19 protein-coding genes are annotated in these 22,104 nt (G+C 61.1%); 6 read left to right on the top strand and 13 right to left on the bottom strand.

The genetic code is table 11. The features are described from left to right. Positions 1–159, bottom strand: coding sequence for a YqaE/Pmp3 family membrane protein (locus CPH89_RS07390; RefSeq protein ID WP_010207008.1), 159 nt, complete (start codon positions 157–159; stop codon positions 1–3). A 181-nt stretch (positions 160–340) separates the two neighbouring features. Further along, positions 341–1,600: an aspartate aminotransferase family protein gene (locus tag CPH89_RS07395; RefSeq protein ID WP_053258336.1), complete on the bottom strand. Its 1,260-nt coding sequence runs from the start codon at positions 1,598–1,600 to the stop codon at positions 341–343. Between the two features lie 209 nt (positions 1,601–1,809). Between CPH89_RS07395 and CPH89_RS07400 the strand changes: the two genes are divergently transcribed. Further along, positions 1,810–2,709: a LysR family transcriptional regulator gene (locus tag CPH89_RS07400; RefSeq protein WP_053258337.1), complete on the top strand. Its 900-nt coding sequence runs from the start codon at positions 1,810–1,812 to the stop codon at positions 2,707–2,709. Between the two features lie 226 nt (positions 2,710–2,935). Here CPH89_RS07400 and CPH89_RS07405 read toward each other — a convergent pair whose 3' ends face one another. From CPH89_RS07405 to bioB, 10 genes are all read right to left on the bottom strand, one after another. Next, entirely contained in the window at positions 2,936–4,714 is a 1,779-nt protein-coding gene (locus CPH89_RS07405) for an acyl-CoA dehydrogenase C-terminal domain-containing protein (protein ID WP_053258338.1), read from the bottom strand. A gap of 122 nt (positions 4,715–4,836) precedes the next feature. Beyond that, positions 4,837–6,606 carry an acyl-CoA dehydrogenase C-terminal domain-containing protein gene (locus CPH89_RS07410; RefSeq protein ID WP_053258339.1) on the bottom strand — a complete coding sequence of 590 codons (1,770 nt, stop codon included), beginning with the start codon at positions 6,604–6,606 and terminating at the stop codon, positions 4,837–4,839. A 90-nt stretch (positions 6,607–6,696) separates the two neighbouring features. Next, complete coding sequence (locus CPH89_RS07415; RefSeq protein ID WP_053258340.1) at positions 6,697–7,986, bottom strand: GGDEF domain-containing protein; 1,290 nt, start codon at positions 7,984–7,986, stop codon at positions 6,697–6,699. A gap of 205 nt (positions 7,987–8,191) precedes the next feature. Next, entirely contained in the window at positions 8,192–9,997 is a 1,806-nt protein-coding gene (locus CPH89_RS07420) for a phenylacyl-CoA dehydrogenase (RefSeq protein ID WP_053258341.1), read from the bottom strand. 282 nt (positions 9,998–10,279) lie between these two features. Next, positions 10,280–10,561 (bottom strand): hypothetical protein, encoded by a 282-nt coding sequence (locus CPH89_RS07425; protein WP_053258342.1) that lies wholly within the window; start codon positions 10,559–10,561, stop codon positions 10,280–10,282. Positions 10,562–10,667: 106 nt separating this feature from the next. After that, positions 10,668–11,348 (bottom strand): dethiobiotin synthase, encoded by a 681-nt coding sequence (bioD, locus tag CPH89_RS07430; RefSeq protein WP_053258343.1) that lies wholly within the window; start codon positions 11,346–11,348, stop codon positions 10,668–10,670. Then, positions 11,345–12,157 carry a malonyl-ACP O-methyltransferase BioC gene (gene bioC, locus CPH89_RS07435; RefSeq protein ID WP_053258344.1) on the bottom strand — a complete coding sequence of 271 codons (813 nt, stop codon included), beginning with the start codon at positions 12,155–12,157 and terminating at the stop codon, positions 11,345–11,347. Before bioC ends, bioD begins: the two co-directional genes overlap by 4 nt. Further along, positions 12,150–12,881, bottom strand: a complete 732-nt coding sequence (locus CPH89_RS07440; RefSeq protein ID WP_053258345.1) for an alpha/beta fold hydrolase — start codon at positions 12,879–12,881, stop codon at positions 12,150–12,152. Before CPH89_RS07440 ends, bioC begins: the two co-directional genes overlap by 8 nt. After that, entirely contained in the window at positions 12,874–14,055 is a 1,182-nt protein-coding gene (gene bioF, locus CPH89_RS07445; protein ID WP_053258346.1) for an 8-amino-7-oxononanoate synthase, read from the bottom strand. The genes CPH89_RS07440 and bioF overlap by 8 nt, the downstream gene beginning before the upstream one ends. A gap of 144 nt (positions 14,056–14,199) precedes the next feature. Next, positions 14,200–15,255: a biotin synthase BioB gene (gene bioB, locus CPH89_RS07450; protein WP_053258347.1), complete on the bottom strand. Its 1,056-nt coding sequence runs from the start codon at positions 15,253–15,255 to the stop codon at positions 14,200–14,202. A gap of 92 nt (positions 15,256–15,347) precedes the next feature. On the opposite strand from bioB, the gene CPH89_RS07455 reads away from it, so the two are divergent. The 5 genes from CPH89_RS07455 to rarD all read left to right on the top strand — a co-directional run bounded on the left by CPH89_RS07455 (position 15,348) and on the right by rarD (position 21,111). Continuing rightward, the gene (locus CPH89_RS07455; protein ID WP_053258348.1) at positions 15,348–16,085 is read left to right on the top strand and encodes a ComFC family protein; all 738 of its coding nucleotides are present in this window, start codon (positions 15,348–15,350) and stop codon (positions 16,083–16,085) included. Between the two features lie 57 nt (positions 16,086–16,142). Continuing rightward, entirely contained in the window at positions 16,143–16,907 is a 765-nt protein-coding gene (locus CPH89_RS07460) for a TOBE domain-containing protein (protein ID WP_053258349.1), read from the top strand. A gap of 90 nt (positions 16,908–16,997) precedes the next feature. Further along, positions 16,998–18,896, top strand: coding sequence for a PhoX family protein (locus CPH89_RS07465; RefSeq protein WP_053258350.1), 1,899 nt, complete (start codon positions 16,998–17,000; stop codon positions 18,894–18,896). A gap of 178 nt (positions 18,897–19,074) precedes the next feature. Continuing rightward, positions 19,075–20,049, top strand: coding sequence for a serine/threonine protein kinase (locus CPH89_RS07470; protein ID WP_015886213.1), 975 nt, complete (start codon positions 19,075–19,077; stop codon positions 20,047–20,049). 177 nt (positions 20,050–20,226) lie between these two features. Further along, complete coding sequence (gene rarD, locus CPH89_RS07475) at positions 20,227–21,111, top strand: EamA family transporter RarD (protein WP_053258351.1); 885 nt, start codon at positions 20,227–20,229, stop codon at positions 21,109–21,111. 222 nt (positions 21,112–21,333) lie between these two features. Here the strand turns inward: rarD and CPH89_RS07480 are convergent, their stop codons facing one another. Beyond that, entirely contained in the window at positions 21,334–21,846 is a 513-nt protein-coding gene (locus CPH89_RS07480) for a glycine cleavage system transcriptional repressor (protein WP_053258352.1), read from the bottom strand. Between the last annotated feature and the right edge of the window lie 258 nt (positions 21,847–22,104).

Genomic DNA, 22,104 nt, shown 5'->3' on the forward strand with positions numbered 1-22,104 from the left:
TCAGCGTTTGGCGATGATGTACACCGCGTGAATGATGCCCGGGAAATAACCGCACAGGGTCAGCAGGATGTTCAACCAGAACGCGCCGGCGAAACCCACTTGCAGGAACACACCCAGTGGCGGCAGCAGAATGGCGATGATGATGCGAATGATGTCCATGGGTCAGCTCCAAAAAGTCGGCTCGTGTGAGCCGTGTAGCTAATCGACCTTGGCCGTTCGTGAGGGTTCAGTGGAATCTGGCATTGGGCCATCCCACAGTGAGCAGACAAAAAAACGCCCCCAGCCAAAAGAATCAGGCTGGAGGCGCCGCGTATGCCGCGAGACGGTTCTGGAAGGAGGGTTAAACGGCGATGCCCTTGCGGCATTGCAGTTGCGCGGTGCGCACGCGCGCGAAGGCACGGGCCAGGCGCAGGAGCATTTCGTCGATGTGGTTTTTGCTGACCGTGAGCGCCGGAGTAAAGCGCAGGCAGTCAGGTTGCGGGGCATTAAGGATCAGGCCTTCGTGCAAAGCGGCTTTTACCACGGCATCAGCGCAATCGTCCGATAACGTCAGGCCCCACATCAGGCCATGGCCGCGTAATTGGCCGTGGTCGTATCGATAGGCCAACCGGGCGAGGCCTTCGCCGAGGTACAGGCCGGATTCACGGACGTGTTGCAGAAAGCCGTCCGCCAGCACCGATTCGAGTACCGCCACCCCGGCCGAGGCCATCAACGCATTGCCGTGATGGGTGCCGGCCATCTCGCCCGCTTCGAAGCAACACGCCTTGCCACGCGCCAGCAGTGCTGCCAACGGCACGCCGCCGCCGAGGCCTTTGCCCAGGGTGACGATGTCGGCGCGCACGCCGTACTGCTGTTCGGCAAGCAAGGTGCCGCAACGCCCGATACCGGTGTGCACTTCGTCGAGGATCAGCAGGATGCCCAACTCGCGGCACAGGCGTTCAACACCCTTGAGGTAATGTTCCGAGGCGGGGATTACGCCGGCTTCGCCCTGGATCGGCTCCAGCATGATGGCGACGGTCTGCGCGTCCACCGCCGCATGCAGGGCGGGCAAATCGTTAAAGGGCACATGGCTGAAGCCCGGCAACAGCGGTTCAAATCGGCTCGTACCCGCGCTGGCCGAAGCCGCCATCGCCGCAAAACTACCGCCATGGCAACCGGTGCTCGCACTGATGATGCGATACGCGCCGCCGCGATGCAGTTGCCCCCATTTGCGTGCCAGCTTGATCGCAGCTTCACAGGCTTCCGCGCCACTGTTGAGCAGGTAACCCTGATCGCTGCCGGTGTGCTGGCACAGCCGGTCGACGAGGTTCAGTTGGGCGCGGTTGTGCAGGCCGCTGCCCGGGTTGATCAGCGCCTGAGCCTGATCGGCCAGGGCGTTGATCAATACCCGTGGGCTGTGGCCGAGGCTGTTGGCGGCGCTGCCCTGGCTGAAATCCAGGTAGGCTCGGTCGTCGCTGTCCCAGAGCCAGGAGCCCTGGCCACGCACGAAAACCTGCGCAGGCCTGGCCACCGTCGGCATCAAGGATTCACTGGGCAATTCATGCGGCGCGTCCAGGATCAAATCATCCAGGCTCGGCGCAGGGCGACGAAACAGATTCACAACTCACCCCCGATGGCAACCCGACGTTGGTCTGCGTTACGTGCAAACACTGCCTGAAGGTTTTTTGCCTTGCCTATGTAAACGCTATCAAGATAAACGTTGTTCATTGCCCGATCCGGCCCTGTAAGCCCTGCGAATAGGCGCTAGACTAGGCGTCTCAAGGGCCAGCGGCCATTTCGATTTTCCAGCTTTTTCGATAAGTAAGTCTTATGGATTTCAAGCAACTGCGTTATTTCGTCGCGGTGTATGAGGAAGGCCACGTCGGCCGTGCCGCGGAGCGACTTTCGATCTCGCAACCGGCGCTGTCGCAACAGATTCGCCAACTGGAGCAGAACCTGGATGTGAGCCTGTTCGAGCGCAGCAGCAAGCGCCTCTTACCCACGCTGGCGGCGCATACCTTGTACAACCATGCGTTGCCTTTGATTGATGGCATGCAGCACGCCGTCGAAGCCCTGCGCAACTTCAAGGGCCAGGCGATGCGCACCTTGGCCATTGGCGTACTGCAAACCGTGCACACCAGCCTGGTCCCGCAAATGCTGGAGCGCGTGCGCAAGGCCCAGCCGCATTTGGTGGTGCAGATTTACGAATTGACCGGGCTGGAAATCGAACGCCGGTTGCTTAACGGCTCGCTGGACATCGGCATCAGCTACTTGCCGCCGCGCCAGCCAGGGCTGCATGGCGTGCTGTTGTATGAAGATGAGTTGAAGGTGGTCATCCCCGAAGACCATCCGCTACGGGCGTTCAAAAAAGTCTCGCTGAAACAGGCGGCCGAGTTGCCGATGTTGTTGCTGGGGGAGGAGTTCCAGGTGCGGCAGATCTGGCAAGGCCAGCTATCCAACCTTGGGCGACGACCGCAGGTGCAAGCGGAATTGAATACCATGGTGGGGATTCTCGACAGCCTGCCCCATACCAAACTTGCCACCGTATTGCCGGGGCGCTCCCAGGATGAACACAACAGCAAAGCATTGTTGTGGAAACCCTTGAGTGAACCGCGGGTGCCGCTGAAAGTGGGGTTGGTGTGCCGCGACGTACAGCGCCAGCAAGCGACCGTAGCGCTGTTGCGCACGCTGCTGGAGGACGTGATGAATGCCCCTCAGGCGCCGGCCTGACTTTTTCGCGGGCAAAAGAAAACCCCGCCGAAGCGGGGCTTTGCAGACTGTTTCCCTGACATCCATTTCACTCCGCCGTCCTGGCAGAATCCTACGTGTCCGTGTTGTTGCTTTGCGCTTCCTGCGCGACGTCCATGTGAAGTAGATTATCCGTGGATCCAATTTGGCGATAGAGGACGAATAGCAGCACGTCATGTAAGAGAATGCTTACACGCCCTCCAAGCCCTTAAAACAGTGCCTCATCCAGCAAAAACAGTGATTCACTGCCCGCTTTAACCGACGCACTCAGCGAATGAATACGTGGCAGCAGACGGGCAAAGTAGAAGCGTGCGGTGCCCAGCTTGCTGGCGTAGAAGTCTTCTTCAGACTCCTTACCCCACGCCGCCTTGGCCATGCGCGCCCACATGTAGGCGTAAGCCATATAGCCGAAGGCATGCAGGTACTCCACCGAAGCCGCGCCGATTTCATTCGGGTTGGTCTTGGCGCGGTCCAACACCCAGGCCGTCAGCTCATCCAGGTTATCCACCGCCGCGCTGAGCGGTCGGGTGAATTCGCTCAGCTCGGCGTCTGCCGAGGCGATGAACTGGCGGATTTCGTCGGCGAACACGTTATAAAACGCACCGCCGCTGCCGACGATCTTGCGCCCCATCAAGTCCAGCGCCTGAATGCCGTTGGTGCCTTCGTAGATCTGGGTGATGCGCACGTCACGCACCAGTTGCTCCTGGCCCCACTCACGAATGTAGCCGTGGCCGCCAAACACCTGCTGGCCGAGCACAGTGGTTTCCAGCCCGAGGTCGGTGAGGAAGGCCTTGGCGACTGGCGTCAGCAACGCCACCAGGTTGTCGGCGCGCTCACGGGCGGCGGCATCTTCGCTGAACTTGGCGATGTCCAACTGTGTGGCCACATAGGTGGAGAACGCACGGCCGCCTTCGTTCGAAGCCTTCATGGTCAGCAGCATGCGGCGCACGTCGGGGTGCACGATGATCGGGTCAGCCACTTTATCCTTGGCCTTGGCGCCGGTCGGCGAACGGCTTTGCAGGCGGTCGCGCGCATATTCAATCGCGTTCTGGTAGGAACGTTCGCCGGATGCCAAGCCTTGGATACCCACCCCCAAACGCTCGTAGTTCATCATGGTGAACATCGCCGCCAACCCACGGTTGGGCTCACCCACCAGGTAACCCACCGCTGCGTCGAAGTTCATCACGCAGGTGGCAGACGCCTGGATACCCATTTTGTGTTCGATCGAGCCGCAGGTGACCGGGTTACGCGCGCCCAGGCTGCCGTCGGCGTTGACCATGAACTTCGGCACCAGAAACAGCGAGATGCCCTTGGGGCCCGCCGGCGCATCCGGCAGCTTGGCCAGCACCAGGTGGATAATGTTTTCGGTCAGGTCGTGTTCGCCACCGGTGATAAAGATCTTGGTGCCGCTGATCGTGTAGGAACCGTCCGCCTGAGGCTCAGCTTTGGTGCGGATCATGCCCAGGTCAGTCCCGGCATGGGCTTCCGTCAGGCACATGGAACCGGACCACTCACCCGAGTACATCTTCGGCAGGTAGGTCGCCTTGAGCGCTTCGCTGGCATGGGTGTTGATCGACACGCAGGCGCCGGACGTCAGCATCGGGTACAGGCCAAACGCCAGGCTCGACGAGTTAATCATCTCTTCAACCTGGGCCGAGACAGCTTTGGGCATGCCCATACCGCCGAACACCGGATCGCCGCCAACACCCACCCAACCGCCTTCGGCGTAGGTTTTGTACGCTGCAGGGAAACCCTCCGGCGTGCTGACCACGCTGTCGGCCCAGCGGCAGCCTTGCTCATCGCCGTTGCGGCTCAGGGGCGCGATGGATTTAGCGGTAACCTTGCCCGCTTCCTCAAGGATCGCCTCAACGGTTTCGGCATCCACGGTGTCTGCCAATGCCGGCAATTGGGCCCAAGTATCAGCGACCTCAAACACTTCGTTGAGGACGAAGCGCATATCACGCAGCGGCGCTTTGTAATCAGCCATGGCAAACCTCGTGAGAACATGAAAAGTGATTCGATAGGATCGGTTTTACAGACTCCGAGTGTACCCGAACAACTTTTCAGACACATAGGGTCCACTTGTGACTGATTGGTATTTTTTAGTCACTACAAGCCAAACGCTTCAGCCGGCAAGCTCATCAGGCAGTCACTGCCCGCTTCCACTGCCGCTTGGTGCATCGTTGTGCGCGGCAGCAAACGCTTGAAGTAGAAGTCGCACGTCGCCAGCTTGGCGTTGGCAAACTCGGTGTCGTCGAGTGCCTGGGCGGTGATCGCCATACGCAACCACAGGTAACCAAGGATGATGTAGCCGCTGTACATCAAGTAATCCACCGCCGCTGCGCCCACTTCATCCGGGTTTTTCATCGCCGCCATCCCCACCTTGACGGTCAACTCGCCCCACTGCTGATTCAGCTGATTAAGCTGCTCCACATGGGCCTTGAGCTGCGGATGCTCGGCATTCGCCGCACAGAACTTATGCACAAGCTTGGTAAACCCGCGCAGCAGCTTGCCCTGGCTACCCAGCACCTTGCGCCCCAGCAGGTCGAGGGCCTGGATGCCGTTGGTGCCTTCATAGATCGGCGCAATCCGGCAATCGCGCACCAACTGCTCCATGCCCCATTCGCGAATGTAGCCATGGCCGCCAAATACCTGCATGCCGTGGTTGGTCACTTCCAGCCCGGTTTCGGTCATAAAGGCTTTGCAGATCGGCGTGAGGAACGCCAGCAGGTCTTCAGCTTCCTGGCGTTGCGTGGCGTCACTGCTCAGGTGCGCCGTATCAAGTAATTGTGCAGTGAAATAGGTCAGCGCCCGGTTGCCCTCATTGAAGGCTTTCATGGTCAGCAACATACGGCGCACATCGGCGTGCACGATGATCGGGTCGGCGGCTTTGTCCGGGGCTTTGGCGCCGGTCAGCGAACGCATTTGCAGGCGGTCGTTAGCGTACTTGACCGCGCCCTGAAAACTCGTCTCGCCATTGCACAGGCCCTGCATGCCCGTGCCCAAGCGGGCGTGGTTCATCATCGTGAACATGCAGTTGAGGCCTTTGTTCGCCTCGCCGATCAGGAAGCCTTTGGCGCCGTCGAAGTTCAGCACGCACGTCGCCGAAGCCTTGATGCCCATCTTGTGCTCGATTGAGCCGCAGTGCACCGCGTTGCGCTCGCCCGAATCCGCGTGGAACTTGGGCACGATAAACAAGGAGATGCCTTTGGTGCCTGCCGGCGCATCCGGCAACTTGGCCAGGACCAGATGGATGATATTGGCGCTCAGGTCATGCTCGCCGGCCGAGATGAAGATCTTGCTGCCGGTGACCGCGTAACTGCCATCCGCCTGAGGCACGGCGCGGGTCTTGATCAGCCCCAGGTCGGTGCCGCAGTGGGCTTCGGTCAGGCACATGGTGCCGGTCCATTCACCGGCGGTGAGTTTGTTCAGGAAGGTGGCTTTCTGTTCTGCGGTGCCGTGGGCATGGATCGCCGACATCGCGCCGTGCGTGAGCCCCGGGTACATGCCCCACGAGGTGTTGCTGGAACCGATCATTTCGCTCAGCACCAGGCCCAATGAATGCGGCAAACCCTGACCGCCGTAGGCCGGGTCCGCCGCCACGCCGTGCCAGCCGCCTTCCACGTACTGGGCAAAGGCTTGCTTGAAGCCCTTGGGCGTGGTGACCACGCCATTATCGAAATGGCAGCCCTCTTCATCACCATTGCGATTGAGCGGGGCGAGCACGTTCTCGCAGAATTTGGCGCCTTCCTCAAGGATCGCACTGACCATGTCCGGGCTGGCGTCGGTAGCGCCCAAGGCAGCGTAATGGCCGTGGAAATCAAACACGTTGTCGATCAGAAAGCGCATGTCGCGCAGGGGAGCTTTGTACTCAGGCATGGCGATGTCTCCGGCAGCAGATGGTTTCAACCTACTGCCGGCCACGACCGCAAACAATCACTGTAGAACCGCTGAATACACCACCATCACTCAACCGGCAGCGCTTTCCATGCGTACCGCGCCGCGCCGGGTTTGCCCGGCCGCGACCACGCAGTTACGCCCGGCGCCCTTGGCGGCGTACAGCGCCTGGTCGGCGGACTTGAGCACTTCCTCAGGGCTGCGCTGTTCAGCCTGGCGCTCGGCCACACCGATGCTGACCGTCACCGACACACTTGACGCGCCGCTGCCTGCACGGCGTTGACGGCCCTGTTGGTCGTCATGGGGACGGTCTGGGTTGCGCAGCTTGATGTCGTAGCTGGCGATGATCTCGCGGATCTCCTCCAGGTGCGGCATGCATTCATCGAGGGTCTTGCCTGCAAAGACCACGGCAAACTCTTCCCCGCCGTATCGATAGGCCCGCCCGCCACCATTGACCTTGGACAGCTTACTGGCCACCAGGCGCAATACCTGATCGCCGACGTCATGCCCGTGGGTGTCGTTAAACCGTTTGAAGTGATCGACATCACTCATCGCCAACACATAATTGCGCCCCAGGCGCTGCATCCGCTCGTTAAGTGCGCGGCGGCCCGGCAAGCCGGTGAGTTCATCACGAAAGGCCATTTGATAGGCCTCATGCGCCACACCGGCCGCGATCATCAGCATGACCTGGCTGCACATGATGTTCAGGGTGAACGGCAGGATGAAGGTTTGCGGCAACATCCAGAACAGCCCCAGCAAACCGACCAACTGCGCAGCGTGCAGAGGCCGCGGCTGGTACCAGTACTGCGCTGCCAGGGTGACAAAACCTATCAGGAACATGGGGTACGACAATTGGATCAGGCTCATCCAACTGCCATGCAACGCCGGCCAACGAATCTCCGCCAGCCAGTTCAGCAAGGCCTGTGGGAAACTTTGCTCCAGCGCCAGCGCCACACTGCTGATGGCAAGCAGCACCGCGCAACGGGCCACGAAGTCGCGGAACAGGTGGGTTTTCTCCTGCCACAGCGCATAGATGCTGAACAGCAGCGGCAGCAACAGGCAACACAGATGAAAGACCACCGCCGCGTCTTCGCGGACACGGCCGTTGTCGCGGTAGTAATCGGTCTGGGCGTCCAACAGGAAGTAAACCACATACACCGTGATCATCAGGAACAGCTCACGCTGGCGACGATACACCGCGCAGTACGAACCGCCGAGCAACAGCACAAGGGTAGGCAACACGTTGAACAGTGAGGTGAAGAAGACGTTGAGATCTTTGACGTACGCAGCCGAGAGCCCGGCCAGTAACAGCAGTAATGAAGGAAGAAAATGACTGAAACGTACAGCCGACACGCGCAACAAGGGTAAAGCTCCGACCCGCTCAAAAAAGATGGCACAGTGCCCTGACTGCGCACAGTTAAGCACACTCAGTGTGACCTGTATCACATTGCCATCACTGTAACGGCAGCCAATAGCAATCCCTGAGTGCGGGGCTGTGTTTTTTATCAGCCAACAAAAAACCGCCGCTCCCAAGGGAAGCGGCGGCTCTCGAAAGACCCGGTAAGGCTTAGTAAGCCAGGCCGAAGTCTTCTTCTTTCATGTCCATCAGGTTGCTGGCGCCCGACAGCATGGTTGCAACGTGGGTGCGGGTACGCGGCAGAATGCGCTGGAAGTAGAAGCGCGCAGTCTGCAGTTTGGCGGTGTAGAACGCTTCTTCAGTGGTGCCGGCAGCCAGTTTCTCGGCAGCCAGGCGCGCCATGTCGGCCCAGAAGTAAGCCAGGCACGCGTAGCCGGAGTACATCAGGTAATCCACCGAAGCGGCGCCGACTTCTTCACGGTCTTTCATCGCGGCCATGCCGACCTTCATGGTCAACTCGCCCCATTCCTTGTTCAGTGCAGCCAGCGGTGTCACAAACTCTTTGACCGCTTCAACACCTTCGTTGGCCTGGCAGAACTTGTGCACGATCTTGGTGAAGCCCTTGAGCGCTTCGCCTTGAGTCATCAGCACTTTACGGCCGAGCAGGTCCAGCGCCTGAATGCCGGTGGTGCCTTCGTACAGCATCGAAATGCGGCTGTCGCGAACGTTCTGCTCCATGCCCCACTCGGCGATAAAGCCGTGGCCGCCGTAGATCTGCACGCCGTGGTTGGCGGACTCAAAACCGACTTCGGTCATGAATGCCTTGGCGATCGGCGTCATGAATGCCAGCAGGCCGTCGGCCTGTTTTTTGGCTTCGTCGTCGGTGCCGTACTTGACGATGTCCACTTGCTTGGCGGTGAAGTACACCATCGCACGGTTGCCTTCGGCGAAGGCTTTCATGGTCAGCAGCATGCGGCGCACGTCAGGGTGCACGATGATCGGGTCAGCCGCTTTGTCCGGCGCTTTCGGGCCAGTCAGGGAGCGCATTTGCAGACGATCGCGAGCGTATTTCAGGCCGCCCTGGAAGCCGATTTCAGCGTGGGCCAGGCCTTGCAGTGCGGTGCCCAGGCGAGCGGTGTTCATAAAGGTGAACATGCAGTTCAGGCCTTTGTTCGCCGGGCCGATCAGGAAACCGGTGGCCGCGTCAAAGTTCATCACGCAGGTGGCGTTACCGTGGATGCCCATTTTGTGCTCCAGGGAGCCACAGGTCACCGCGTTGCGCGCACCGATCGAGCCATCTGCGTTCGGCAGGAACTTGGGCACGATGAACAGCGAGATACCTTTGGTGCCGGCCGGTGCGTCCGGCAGGCGAGCCAGCACGATGTGGACGATGTTGTCGGCCATGTCGTGTTCACCGGCCGAGATGAAGATCTTGGTGCCGGAGACTTTGTAGGAGCCGTCCGCCTGAGGCTCGGCCTTGGTGCGCAGCATGCCCAGGTCGGTGCCGCAGTGAGGTTCGGTCAGGCACATGGTGCCGGTCCACTCACCCGAGACCAGTTTGGTCAGGTAAGCGTTCTGCTGTTCCGGGGTGCCGTGCTCGGAGATGGTGTTCATCGCACCGTGGGACAGGCCCGGGTACATGCCCCACGACCAGTTGGCTTCACCGACCATTTCGCTGACAGCCAGGCCCAGGGATTCCGGCAGGCCTTGGCCACCGTGCTCAACGTCGTGGGCCAGGCTTGGCCAGCCGCCTTCGACGAACTGCTTGTAGGCTTCTTTAAAACCAGCAGGGGTCTTAACGCCTGACTCGCTCCAGGTGCACCCTTCGATGTCACCCACGCGGTTCAACGGTGCCAGCACTTGCTCACAGAACTTGGCGCCTTCCTCGAGAATGGCGTCAACCATGTCCGGGGTAGCGTCCTGGCAAGCCGGCAGGCTCTGATAGTGCGCTTCATAGCCGAGCAGTTCGTCACGAACGAAGCGAATATCACGCAAGGGGGCCTTGTAGTCAGGCATAGCGATAAACCTCTGCTGATGTATCTGGGATGAACAACCGCGTGGATTTGTTATGGCGGTCAAACAGGTGTTTGAAACATACGTTTACGACCTGGGGTTGTCAAGCATCGCACCGAAGCCGTTTGTCATGACGCGCATCAATGCCACGCACGGCAAGGCCTGCGGCGCAGTGCCACGTTTAAAAGGAGTTTAGAAGTTCAGCGAGATGTCGCAGGACAATGTGGGAGCCAGCGCCCACACACGCCAGCTCCCGCAGACAGCGAGAGCCGGGTTATGAGGCGTTTAAGCGTAGGTGTCGATCAAGGTGCCTAGCATTTCATTCGAAGCCTTGGCGACTTTGGCGCCCAGCTCCACTTGAAACTTGCCCTGGGCCATTTCGACCATATTGCTCGCCGAGTTGGACGGCTGGGCGCGATCGTTGGCTTGCAAACGGTCGCTTTGGGCGTCGGAGGGCTGGGTCGTCGCGGCGCTGGCAATGTTGCCGGCGGCCTGATCGACGCGGTTCTGCCCGGCCTGAATAGTGCTCAGCCCCGAATAAAACGCGCTGCTTCCAGAGATTTCCATGGCGTAAGCCTGCCTTTAGAGAATCGTGAACCTGAATTGAAGCAGAGATCCTGGCAAAACGCTCGTCAAAAACACTAATGGCATAATGCCTTAGCGATAGCCAAAATCAGTCAAGCAGGTCCAATTCCAGGCACTCAGCCACGGCTTCGGCGCTGGCGTGCTTGAGTTTCGGCACTCGCCCCAGGCATGGCGCAGGCAAGCGTTCCGCCAGGGTGGCGAGGTTCTCTTCCAGACGAGAGGTCTTCGGGTCGATGATATTCGCCACCCAGCCAGCCAACGGCAAACCGTCGCGCGCGATGGCTTCAGCGGTGAGCAGGGCATGACTGATACAGCCAAGGCGCACGCCCACCACCAGGATCACCGGTAGCTTGAGCGCCATGGCCAGGTCCGACAGGTTGTCCTGATCGGCCAGCGGCACACGCCAGCCGCCCGCGCCTTCAATCAGGGTGAAATCTGCCTGCCGGGCGAGTATTTGCTGCATCGGCTTCAAGAGCGATTGCACCGTCAGTGCAACGCCCGCTTCGCGCGCCGCCAGGTGAGGCGCGATGGCCGGCTCTAATGCCACCGGGTTGACTTCGGCATAACTCAGTGGCAACGAACATTCAGCCAGCAGCGCCAACGCGTCGGCATTGCGCAGACCTTTGGGCGTCACCTGACAGCCGGAGGCCACCGGTTTTCCGGCCGCGGTACTTTTGCCCGCGAGCCGAGCGGCATGCAGCAGGCCGGCGGCGATGGTGGTCTTGCCGACATCAGTGTCGGTGCCCGTGATGAAGTAAGCGGCGCTCATAGAGGTTTCTCCAGTACGGCATACACCACTTGATACGTGGCAGGCAGGCCCCGGGCCTGACGGAACTGCTCGTAAGCGTCCACCAGTGCAACAATCCGCGCGCGTCCCGTCAACCCTCCCGGGCGACCCGGGTTGAGGTTATGTGCGCCCAACGCTTTGAGTTCGTGGGTGAGGCTGCGCACATCCGGGTAGTGCAGCACATGGGGCCGGCGCTCCAGGCTCACCACCCGCAAGCCACTGGCGGCGCACAGCTGTTGATAAGCCTCGAAGGTGCGGAAACGGTTGACGTGCACCCACCCATCCGCCGCCCGCCAACTTTCGCGCAATTCATCCAGGGTGCCCACGCACAGGCTCGCGAACGCCAGCACGCCACCGGGATGCAGCACGCGGTGGGCCTCGCTGAGCACAGCGTCGAAATTCGCACACCATTGCACCGCCAGGCTGGAAAAGATCAGCCCGCAACTGTCGGCCTGCAAAGGCAGGCGCTCGGCATCCCCGGCGATGAAATGCTCGGCACCGCCCAATGGCCGCGCGTGGTTGAGCATGCCCTCGGCAATATCCAATGCCACGCCCTGGCTGGCCGGTAACCGTTCGGCCAATACGCGGCTGAAAAATCCCGTGCCGCAGCCCAGGTCCAGCCAGCGTTGCGGCGCGCTGCCCGGCGGCAAGCGAGCCAGCAGTTCAGCCCCCACTGCGCGCTGCAACTCGGCCACGCTGTCATAACTGGCCGCCGCACGGGAAAACGACGCCGCCACCTGGCGCTTGTCCGGCAAGGCACCCGGCAGTGGGGGGTGGGATAAATCAGTCATCAACGCACTCATGCAAAAAAGCCTGGATGGCCCCCGCTACACCGTGAGGGTCCTCCAGAAGAAAAGCGTGGCCGGCCTGTTCAATCAGGCCGATTTCAACATCAGGCAGCAGGGCCAGCAGGTCGCTCGCGGCTTCGGCGGGCACCAGGCCGTCCAAGCCGCCAAACAGGTGCAGTTGCGGGCCGCGGTAGGCTTGCAAGGCCGCGCGGGTATCCAGTTGCGCGAGCAGTTCCAGGCCCGGCATCAGCGCATTGGAAGGCGTATTCGGTGCCCCGCTGACCAACAAGCGCGAAAGCCCGCGCGGGTCTTCGGCGCCCTTGGCGCACAGCAGGCCGAAGCGTTTGAGGGTGACCTGGGAATCAGCGTGGCAACCGGCAAGAAACGCATCGAACGTTTCGGCGGGCATCGCGTTGGGCCAGCGCGCCTGTGCGACAAAACTCGGGTTGCTCGCCAACGTCAGCAGGCCGCAGCAACGCTCGCCACGTCGCGCCGCCAACTCGGAGGCGAGCATGCCGCCCAGTGACCAGCCGCCCAGCCAGGCGTTGTCCGGCAGCGTGGCGTCGAGTTCGTCGAGCCATTCATCCAGATCACTCGAGGCCAGCGTCGGCAAGGGCTCAATGTGCACGTGCAGGTGTTCGTCGAGGCCGCGCAACGCGGCGGCCAAAGGCTCCAGCGGGGAAACGCCGAGGCCCCAGCCAGGCAGCAATATCAGTCGATCACGCATGGTCGGGCTCCGTGATACTTAACAACCGGAAACACTCTTCCAACCCGCTTAACAATAGTTGCACCTGCGCCTCGCTGTGGGCCGCCGTCAATGTCACGCGCAGTCGGGCACTGCCGGCGGGCACGGTAGGCGGGCGGATAGCGGTCACCATCAGGCCGCGCTCGCGCAGCATCTGTGACAGGCGCATGGCCTTGGCGCTGTCGCCGATCATGATCGGCTGGATCGGCGTAAAGCTGTCCATCAATGCCAGGCCAATCTGCTCGGCCCCCCGACGGAACTGGCGGATCAGGTTATTGAGGTGCTCGCGTCGCCACTGTTCGGTGCGCAGCAGCTCGAGGCTCTTCAAGGTTGCACAGGCCAATGCCGGCGGCTGGCTGGTGGTGTAGATATACGGCCGGGCGAACTGGATCAGGCTCTCGATCAGCTCATCGCTGCCCGCCACAAACGCCCCGGCGGTGCCAAATGCTTTGCCCAGAGTGCCGACCAGCACCGGCACGTCCTCCTGGCTCAGGCCGAAGTGCTCGACGATCCCGCCACCCTTGGCGCCCAACGGGCCAAAGCCATGGGCGTCGTCCACCATTAACCAGGCGCCTTTCGCGCGGGTTTCGCGGGCCAGCGCGGGCAGGTCGGCCAGGTCGCCGTCCATGCTGAACACCCCATCGGTGACCACCAGGGTATTACCGGTCGCCTTCTCCAGCCGTTTGGCCAGACTGTCGGCGTCGTTATGCAGATAGCGGTTGAATCGCGCCCCCGACAACAAGCCTGCGTCCAGCAGCGACGCGTGGTTGAGCCGGTCTTCTAGGACCGTATCGCCCTGCCCTACCAGCGCGGTGACCGCGCCGAGGTTGGCCATATAGCCGGTGGTAAACAGCAGCGCACGCGGGCGCCCCGTCAGGTCGGCCAGGGCTTCTTCCAGTTCGTGGTGCGGCGTGGCATGGCCGACCACCAAGTGCGAAGCGCCACCGCCCACGCCCCAACGGGACGCACCGACGCGCCAGGCTTCGATCACTTGCGGGTGATTGGCCAGGCCCAGGTAATCGTTATTGCAGAACGCCAACAGCGGTTGGCCGTCCACCACCACTTGCGGACCTTGCGGGCTGTCCAGCAAGGGGCGTTGACGGTAAAGGTGTTCGGCACGGCGGGCAGCGAGACGCGCGGCGAGATCAAAAGACATGCAGGCCTCGGCAGATCAGGTGGAACTCGGTCAAAAATGTGGGAGCGAGGTTGCTCGCGAAGGCGGTGTATCAGTCACTGCATCTATCAACTGACCGATCGCCTTCGCGAGCAAGCCCGCTCCCACATTTGGAGTGCATTTCAATCAAACAACAGCGTTATAAAACTGCTCGCTGCTCTTTTGCTCCACCAGCGCCTGCTCAATCGCCGCCTGATGCACTTCATCGGCATGCTCTTCGCGGGCTTCCGGCAGGATGCCCAGGCGCCCGAACAGTTGCATGTCCTTGTCTGCCTGAGGGTTGGCGGTGGTCAGCAATTTGTCGCCGTAGAAGATCGAATTGGCACCGGCAAAAAACGCCAGGGCCTGCATTTGCTCGTTCATCGCCTCACGACCGGCCGACAGGCGCACATGGGATTGCGGCATCAGGATGCGCGCCACGGCCAACATGCGGATGAAATCGAACGGGTCGATGTCTTCAGCGTTTTCCAGCGGCGTACCGGCCACCTTCACCAGCATGTTGATCGGCACCGACTCCGGATGCTCCGGCAGGTTGGCCAACTGGATCAGCAGGTTGGCGCGGTCGTCGAGGGACTCGCCCATGCCGAGGATGCCGCCCGAACAGATCTTCATCCCGGAATCGCGCACATAAGCCAGGGTTTGCAAACGCTCGCCGTAGGTGCGGGTGGTGATGATGCTGCCGTAGAACTCGGGCGAGGTGTCGAGGTTGTGGTTGTAGTAGTCGAGGCCGGCCTGCGCCAGGGCTTGCGTCTGGTCCTGGTCGAGACGCCCGAGGGTCATGCAGGTTTCCAGGCCCATGGCCTTCACGCCTTTGACCATTTCCAGCACGTACGGCATGTCTTTGGCCGATGGGTGTTTCCAGGCGGCGCCCATGCAGAAGCGGGTCGAACCGATGGCCTTGGCGCGAGCGGCCTCTTCGAGGACCTTCTGCACCTCCATCAGCTTTTCTTTTTCCAGGCCAGTGTTGTAGTGGCCCGACTGCGGACAATATTTGCAATCTTCCGGGCAGGCACCGGTTTTGATCGACAGCAAGGTCGACACCTGCACCCGGTTGGCGTCGAAATGCGCGCGGTGCACGGTCTGCGCCTGGAACAACAGGTCATTGAAGGGCTGTACAAACAGCGCTTTGACTTCGGCTAAGGACCAATCGTGACGCAGGGTGGCAGTGGTGCTGGCGCTCATGGGCGATTCCTTGATTATGCTTGGGCTTTCGCTGTGGGAAGGGCAATACCCACAGGCACGACACGGATGCTCGGCATATTTAAGGAAGATTCATGCACTGTCAACCCGAACACAAACACAAGGTTTACATCTGGTTAAAAAACAACCAGACGTGTTTAATCTGCGATGAAGCCACGGAATCGAGCCATTGCGTGTGCAACGTCTGCGAAATCGAGCTGCCGTGGCTAATGGACGCCTGCGACATCTGTGCGCTGCCGCTGCCGATGGATGGATTGGTCTGCGGCCAATGTCAGAAGCAACCACCGGCCTTTAAACGAGTGATTGCGCCCTGGACCTACAGCTTCCCGGTCGACACCCTTATCAGCCGCTTCAAACACCAGTCGCGCTGGCCGCTCGGCCATCTGCTCGCGGGTTTATTGGGACAACACCTGCAACACCGCTTCGACAATGCTGAACTCACCCGGCCCGACTGCCTGCTGGCGGTGCCCATGGCGCGCAAACGCCTGCGGCAACGGGGTTTTAATCAGGCCTTGATGCTGGCCCGCTGGCTCAGCGAAGACCTCGACCTCCCACACAATGAACAGGTGTTGTTACGCCCCCATGAAACCGTCGCGCAACAAGCCCTGGACGCCAAGACCCGCAAACGCAACCTGCTCACGGCGTTTTCACTGGCGCCCGGCGCCCACGTGCAAGGCCGCCACTTCGCGCTGGTGGACGACGTACTCACCACCGGCGCCACCGCCCACAGTGTGGCCCGGCTGTTGCTGGAAGCCGGTGCGCGCCAGGTCGACGTCTATTGCCTGGCACGCACGCCAAAACCCGGTGCATGACTTGACTCCCGTGCGCCACGCCTGCAACGTCGGCTGACCTTATCCAAGCGTGCGCACATGTCTCTGCCGACCTCCCTCAGCCAACACATCCTCCGCCGTCCCCAGCGCATCGCCCTGCTGGCGCATATCGCCGAGCAGGGGTCGATCACCCGCGCGGCCAAAAGCGCTGGCTTGAGTTACAAGGCGGCCTGGGACGCCATCGATGAACTGAATAACCTGGCGCAAAAACCGCTGGTTGAACGCAGCGTCGGCGGCAAGGGCGGCGGCGGCGCCAGGCTGACGGTCGAAGGTGAGCGCGTGTTGCGCCTCTATCAGCGCCTGCAAGTGCTGCAAGCGCAGGTACTCGGTTCGGCCGAAGATGCCAGCGACTTCAACCTGCTGGGCCGCTTGATGCTGCGCACCAGCGCGCGCAACCAGCTGCATGGTCAGGTCAGCAGCATTGAGAGCCACGGCCGCAATGACTTGATCCGTCTGCAATTGTCCGGTGGCCTGAGCCTGAAGGCGCAGATCACCCACGACAGCACGCAGCGGCTGGAACTTGAGATCGGCACAGAAGTGGTGGCCCTGATCAAGGCCGGTTGGCTGGAGTTACTCGCCATCGAGCAAGCTGCAACACCTGGACACAATTGCCTGAGCGGTGTCATCGACACGGTTTTCGACGCCGATGACGGCCCCAGCGAAGTGCGTATCGCCCTGCCCAATGGCCAGGTTTTGTGCGCCCTGGCGCAGCCGGCCGCGCTCAAGGGATTGAACGCCGCCGACGGCCAACCGATCCAGGTGCAGTTCTCGCCCAGCAACGTGTTGCTCGGCACGCCAGTGTAGCGGGCAGGCGCACAGCGCCGGCCTTCAAACTGCAACAATTTCGTCATGACTGCTCCTTAAGGTGTCTGCAAAAACCGCAGGGAGCCTGACATGAGCTTATTAGAAGAAAACCAAGCCACTGACCTTGAACAGATGGTCGGCCTCACCCGCCGGCGTTTTATCGGCGCCGGCGCCCTGTGTGGTGCAGCGATGTTCCTGGGCGGCAACCTGCTGACGCGCAGCGCAATGGCCGTGAATGCCGCGACCGCCAGCCCATTGCTGGGCTTTACCAGCATCGCCGCTGCCACTAGCGACGCCATCACCTTGCCGCCCGGCTACAGCGCCTCGGTATTGATCAGTTGGGGCCAGCCGCTGCACACCCATGGCCCGGCCTTTGACCCGTCCGGCAACGGCAGCGCCCAGGCCCAGGAGCAGCAATTCGGTGACAACAACGACGGCATGAGCCTGTTCGCCTTCCCCGGCGACGACAACCGCGCACTGATGGCGATCAACAACGAATACACCAACTACCGCTACCTCTACGCCCACGGCGGCGCACCGCAGTCTGCCGAAGACGTGCGCAAGGCCCAGGCCAGCGAAGGTGTGTCGGTCATCGAAGTGCGGCGCAAGGGCGACACTTGGCAGTTCGTCCAGGACTCGCGCTACAACCGGCGCATCCACGGCAACTCGCCGATTCGCCTGAGCGGCCCGGCCGCAGGGCATGAATGGCTGAAAACCAGCGCCGACAAAACCGGCAAAAAAGTCCTCGGCACCTTCCAGAACTGCGCCAACGGCAAGACGCCGTGGGGCACTTATCTGACGTGCGAAGAGAACTTCACCGACTGCTTCGGCAGCAGCAACCCCCAACAAGCCTTCGACGCCGGGCAAAAGCGCTACGGCGTGGTGGCCGCCAGCAAAGAGATCAACTGGCACCCGCACGACCCGCGCTTCGACATGGCCAAGAACCCCAATGAGCTCAACCGACATGGCTGGGTGGTGGAAATCGACCCGTTCGACCCGAAGTCCACGCCGGTCAAACGCACTGCCCTTGGCCGCTTCAAGCATGAAAACGCCGCGCTGGCAGAAACCCGCGACGGGCGTGCCGTGGTGTACATGGGCGACGACGAGCGCGGTGAGTTCATCTACAAATTTGTCAGCCGCGACCCGATCAATCATCACAACCCGAAAGCCAACAAGGACCTGCTCGACCACGGCACGCTCTACGTGGCCATTTTCGACGCAGGCGACGGCAATGCCGATCATCCCAAAGGCAAAGGCGAATGGGTCGAGCTGACCCACGGCAAAAACGGCATTGACGCCAGCAGCGGTTTCGCCAGCCAGGCCGAAGTGCTGATCCATGCGCGCCTGGCCGCCAGCGTGGTGAAAGCCACCCGCATGGACCGCCCGGAATGGATCGTGGTCAGCCCCACCGATGGCCAGGTCTATTGCACCCTCACCAACAACGCCAAGCGCGGCGAGGAAGGCCAACCCGTTGGCGGGCCTAACCCGCGCGCGAAAAACGTCTACGGCCAGATCCTGCGCTGGAAGGCCGATGCGGATAACCACGGCGCCTCGACCTTCACCTGGGACCTGTTTGTAGTGGCCGGCAACCCGGGTGTGCATGCCGGTACGCCCAAAGGCGGCTCTGCCAACATCAACCCACAAAACATGTTCAACAGCCCTGATGGCTTGGGTTTCGACAAGGCCGGGCGCTTGTGGATCCTGACCGACGGCGACTACAGCAACGCGGGCGACTTCGCCGGCATGGGCAATAACCAGATGCTGTGTGCCGACCCGACGACCGGCGAAATTCGTCGCTTCATGGTCGGGCCGGTGGCGTGTGAGGTCACGGGGATCAGCTTTTCGCCGGATCAGAAGACCCTGTTCGTGGGAATTCAGCACCCGGGGGAAACCGGTGGTTCGACTTGGCCGGAGCATCTGCCCAACGGTAAACCGCGCTCGTCAGTGATGGCGATTCGGCGGGATGACGGTGGGGTCGTCGGCGCCTGACAGGGCCTCATCGCGAGCAAGCCCGCTCGCACAATTGACCGCATTCCAAAGGTGGCACTCGGGCAATTGTGGGAACGGGCTTGCCTGTGCAGGCGTCCGCACAGCCACCACCTATCTATGCGCGGGTGCGTTACCATACCGAGCCGGACGCGGCGCCCTGCTGCGCGCAGGAGTTTGCATGGCCCATCCGTTTGAAACACTCACCCCCGACCTGGTACTCGACGCTGTCGAAAGTATCGGTTTTCTCAGCGATGCTCGCGTTCTGGCGCTCAACAGCTACGAAAACCGTGTGTATCAGGTGGGCATCGAAGACTCCGAACCGCTGATCGCCAAGTTTTACCGGCCCCAGCGCTGGACCAATGAAGCGATCCTCGAAGAACACCGCTTCACCTTCGAACTGGCCGAATGCGATGTGCCGGTGGTCGCGCCCATGATCCATAACGGAGAAAGCCTGTTCGAACACGCCGGTTTTCGCTTCACCCTGTTTCCACGCCGGGGTGGCCGTGCGCCGGAGCCGGGTAATCTCGATCAGCTGTATCGCCTGGGGCAGTTGCTCGGCCGTTTGCATGCGGTCGGCTCCACCCGCCCGTTCGAACACCGCGAAGCGCTGGGCGTGAAGAACTTCGGTCACGATTCCCTCAACACCTTGCTGGAAGGCAATTTCATTCCCAAGAGCCTGCTGCCGGCATACGAGTCCGTGGCGCGCGACCTGCTCAAGCGTGTGGAAGAGGTGTACAAGGCCACGCCGCACAAGAACATCCGCATGCACGGCGATTGCCACCCCGGCAACATGATGTGCCGCGATGAAATGTTCCATATCGTCGACCTCGATGACTGCCGCATGGGCCCGGCCGTCCAGGACCTGTGGATGATGCTCGCCGGGGACCGTCAGGAATGCCTGGGCCAGCTGTCGGAATTGATGGACGGCTATCAGGAATTCCACGACTTCGACCCCCGCGAACTGGCACTCATCGAACCACTGCGCGCCTTGCGCCTGATGCACTACAGCGCCTGGCTGGCACGACGCTGGGATGACCCGGCGTTCCCGCACAGCTTCCCGTGGTTCGGCAGCGAGCGGTATTGGGGTGATCAGGTGCTGGCGTTGCGTGAGCAACTGTCGGCCCTCAACGAAGAACCGCTGAAACTGTTCTGACCCTGGCTCTGCTTCTTGTGGGAGCCGGCTTGCCGGCGATGCAAACAACTCGGTGCATCCGTCGCACCAAGGTGAAGTCATCACAGGCACGCCAGCTCCCACAGAAAAGCCAATCCCACCTGCGGACAAAAATCCTTACAATCGCGCTTTGATAGCTGCCTAAGCAAGGATTCCGCAATGCACGCCGCCAACCCCCGCAAGGGTTACATCCTGGGCCTGAGTGCCTATGTCATCTGGGGCCTGTTCCCGCTCTACTTCAAAGCCATCGCCAGTGTTCCCGCCGCCGAAATCATCGTGCACCGCGTGTTGTGGTCGGCGCTGTTCGGCGGTCTGCTGTTAATGGTGTGGAAACACCCGGGCTGGTTCCGTGAGCTGCGCGACAACCCCAAGCGCCTGGCTATTCTGGCACTCAGTGGCTCGTTGATTGCGGCTAACTGGCTGACCTATGTGTGGTCGGTGAACAGCGGACGCATGCTGGAAGCGAGCCTGGGTTATTACATAAACCCGTTGGTGAATGTGCTGCTGGGCATGCTGATTCTCGGCGAACGCTTGCGGCGCTTGCAGTGGATAGCCGTCGGGCTGGCGGCGGTGGGTGTGGCGCAACAGGTGTGGCAAGTCGGCAGTTTGCCGTGGGTGTCGCTGGTGCTGGCGCTGACCTTTGGCTTTTATGGGTTGATCCGCAAGCAGGCACCGGTCAAGGCGTTGCCGGGGCTGGTGGTGGAAACCTGGATGCTGGTGCCGATTGCCGTGGCCTGGTTGCTGTTCAACCCGTCGGCCCACAGTGCCCAGCTTGAATTCTGGAGCACCTCCGAAGCCTGGTGGCTGGTGGCTGCAGGCCCGGTGACGCTGATCCCGCTGGTGTGTTTCAACGCCGCTGCGCGGCATTTGCCCTACACCGCGCTGGGCTTTTTGCAGTACGTCGCGCCGACGCTGGTACTGCTCGAAGCGGTGCTGCTGTTCGGTGAGCACCTGGCACCGAGCACGCTGATTGCCTTCGCTTTTATCTGGGCCGGCCTGGTGGTCTACAGCCTGGATGCCTGGCTGACCGTGCGCAAACGCTGATCAAATAACGTACAAACCTCTGCAAGCCACAGCGTGCATGGCTTGCAGACATCCACCCCAAGGTTATCCACAACCTGATCCCCGCCATTTGTGCACAAGCCGTTGAAACTGCTCGTTTTTTGCTCAGCCGACGGAGAACCACGGCGCACGTGGCCTGGCGCCGGGTCTCTACAGGTTATCCACAGGCCCATGCAAGATTTCCATGCATAACCCTGTGGGCCGTTATTCCTCGCTGCGCAGTTCCACCATCAAGTCATCCGCCAAGGTTTCCAAAGATTCCTGCAGCGTCTCCAGGGACAGGGTTGACGGCACCCGCAACAGCGCCTCGGCATTGAATAGCGGATCACCGCTCATCGGGGCCGGACGCACATCAGTGCTCAAGCGCTCCAGGTTGACGCCCTGCTTGCTCAACAGCGCGGTAATCTCGCGCACAATCCCCGAACGGTCATTGCCCACCAGCGTCATCAAGATTGGCTTGGCGTCCAACGCCTGCCCGGTACTGCCCTCGCCCACCAGCACACGAATGCCATGGGTGGATAAATCCTCCAGCGCATTCACCAGGTCCTGACGGCTCTGCGTGGGAACGCTGACCCGCAGGATCCCGGCAAATTGCCCAGCCATGTGGGCCATTCGGCTTTCCAGCCAGTTGCCGCCGTGAGCGGCGATGTTCTGCGCGATGCGTTCAACCAAGCCGGGTTTGTCGGCGGCGATAATAGTGAGTACAAGATGGTCCATGGCGAAGCCCTCTGAATTCAATCTACAAGGTGGACGCAGGCGCCCTCGAAAACAAATCGTGTACCATTTTTATATTTATCTGGAACAATCCAATAGTTTTTTGAGAACATCCCGTTATCCGCTGTGACCGCATGACCAAAATGGGTCGCTAAACGACGTATTTAGTCTAATTTTCACAACCGCAAGTCATCATGTAGTATGCCCAATCGCGCACTACATAACGTTAGGTCGATGTCTGCCAAGGCACCCAAGTACTGC

The organism is Pseudomonas fluorescens (genome assembly GCF_900215245.1).
Taxonomy (GTDB): domain Bacteria; phylum Pseudomonadota; class Gammaproteobacteria; order Pseudomonadales; family Pseudomonadaceae; genus Aquipseudomonas; species Aquipseudomonas fluorescens.

What these genes read in the sequence shown, in the direction of transcription:
- CPH89_RS07390 (WP_010207008.1), bottom strand. Translation starts at nt 159, where the DNA reads ATGGACATCATTCGCATCATCATCGCCATTCTGCTGCCGCCACTGGGT.
- CPH89_RS07400 (WP_053258337.1), top strand. Translation starts at nt 1,810, where the DNA reads ATGGATTTCAAGCAACTGCGTTATTTCGTCGCGGTGTATGAGGAAGGC.
- CPH89_RS07405 (WP_053258338.1), bottom strand. Translation starts at nt 4,714, where the DNA reads ATGGCTGATTACAAAGCGCCGCTGCGTGATATGCGCTTCGTCCTCAAC.
- CPH89_RS07410 (WP_053258339.1), bottom strand. Translation starts at nt 6,606, where the DNA reads ATGCCTGAGTACAAAGCTCCCCTGCGCGACATGCGCTTTCTGATCGAC.
- CPH89_RS07420 (WP_053258341.1), bottom strand. Translation starts at nt 9,997, where the DNA reads ATGCCTGACTACAAGGCCCCCTTGCGTGATATTCGCTTCGTTCGTGAC.
- CPH89_RS07425 (WP_053258342.1), bottom strand. Translation starts at nt 10,561, where the DNA reads ATGGAAATCTCTGGAAGCAGCGCGTTTTATTCGGGGCTGAGCACTATT.
- bioD (WP_053258343.1), bottom strand. Translation starts at nt 11,348, where the DNA reads ATGAGCGCCGCTTACTTCATCACGGGCACCGACACTGATGTCGGCAAG.
- bioC (WP_053258344.1), bottom strand. Translation starts at nt 12,157, where the DNA reads ATGACTGATTTATCCCACCCCCCACTGCCGGGTGCCTTGCCGGACAAG.
- CPH89_RS07440 (WP_053258345.1), bottom strand. Translation starts at nt 12,881, where the DNA reads ATGCGTGATCGACTGATATTGCTGCCTGGCTGGGGCCTCGGCGTTTCC.
- bioF (WP_053258346.1), bottom strand. Translation starts at nt 14,055, where the DNA reads ATGTCTTTTGATCTCGCCGCGCGTCTCGCTGCCCGCCGTGCCGAACAC.
- bioB (WP_053258347.1), bottom strand. Translation starts at nt 15,255, where the DNA reads ATGAGCGCCAGCACCACTGCCACCCTGCGTCACGATTGGTCCTTAGCC.
- CPH89_RS07455 (WP_053258348.1), top strand. Translation starts at nt 15,348, where the DNA reads ATGCACTGTCAACCCGAACACAAACACAAGGTTTACATCTGGTTAAAA.
- CPH89_RS07460 (WP_053258349.1), top strand. Translation starts at nt 16,143, where the DNA reads ATGTCTCTGCCGACCTCCCTCAGCCAACACATCCTCCGCCGTCCCCAG.
- CPH89_RS07465 (WP_053258350.1), top strand. Translation starts at nt 16,998, where the DNA reads ATGAGCTTATTAGAAGAAAACCAAGCCACTGACCTTGAACAGATGGTC.
- CPH89_RS07470 (WP_015886213.1), top strand. Translation starts at nt 19,075, where the DNA reads ATGGCCCATCCGTTTGAAACACTCACCCCCGACCTGGTACTCGACGCT.
- rarD (WP_053258351.1), top strand. Translation starts at nt 20,227, where the DNA reads ATGCACGCCGCCAACCCCCGCAAGGGTTACATCCTGGGCCTGAGTGCC.
- CPH89_RS07480 (WP_053258352.1), bottom strand. Translation starts at nt 21,846, where the DNA reads ATGGACCATCTTGTACTCACTATTATCGCCGCCGACAAACCCGGCTTG.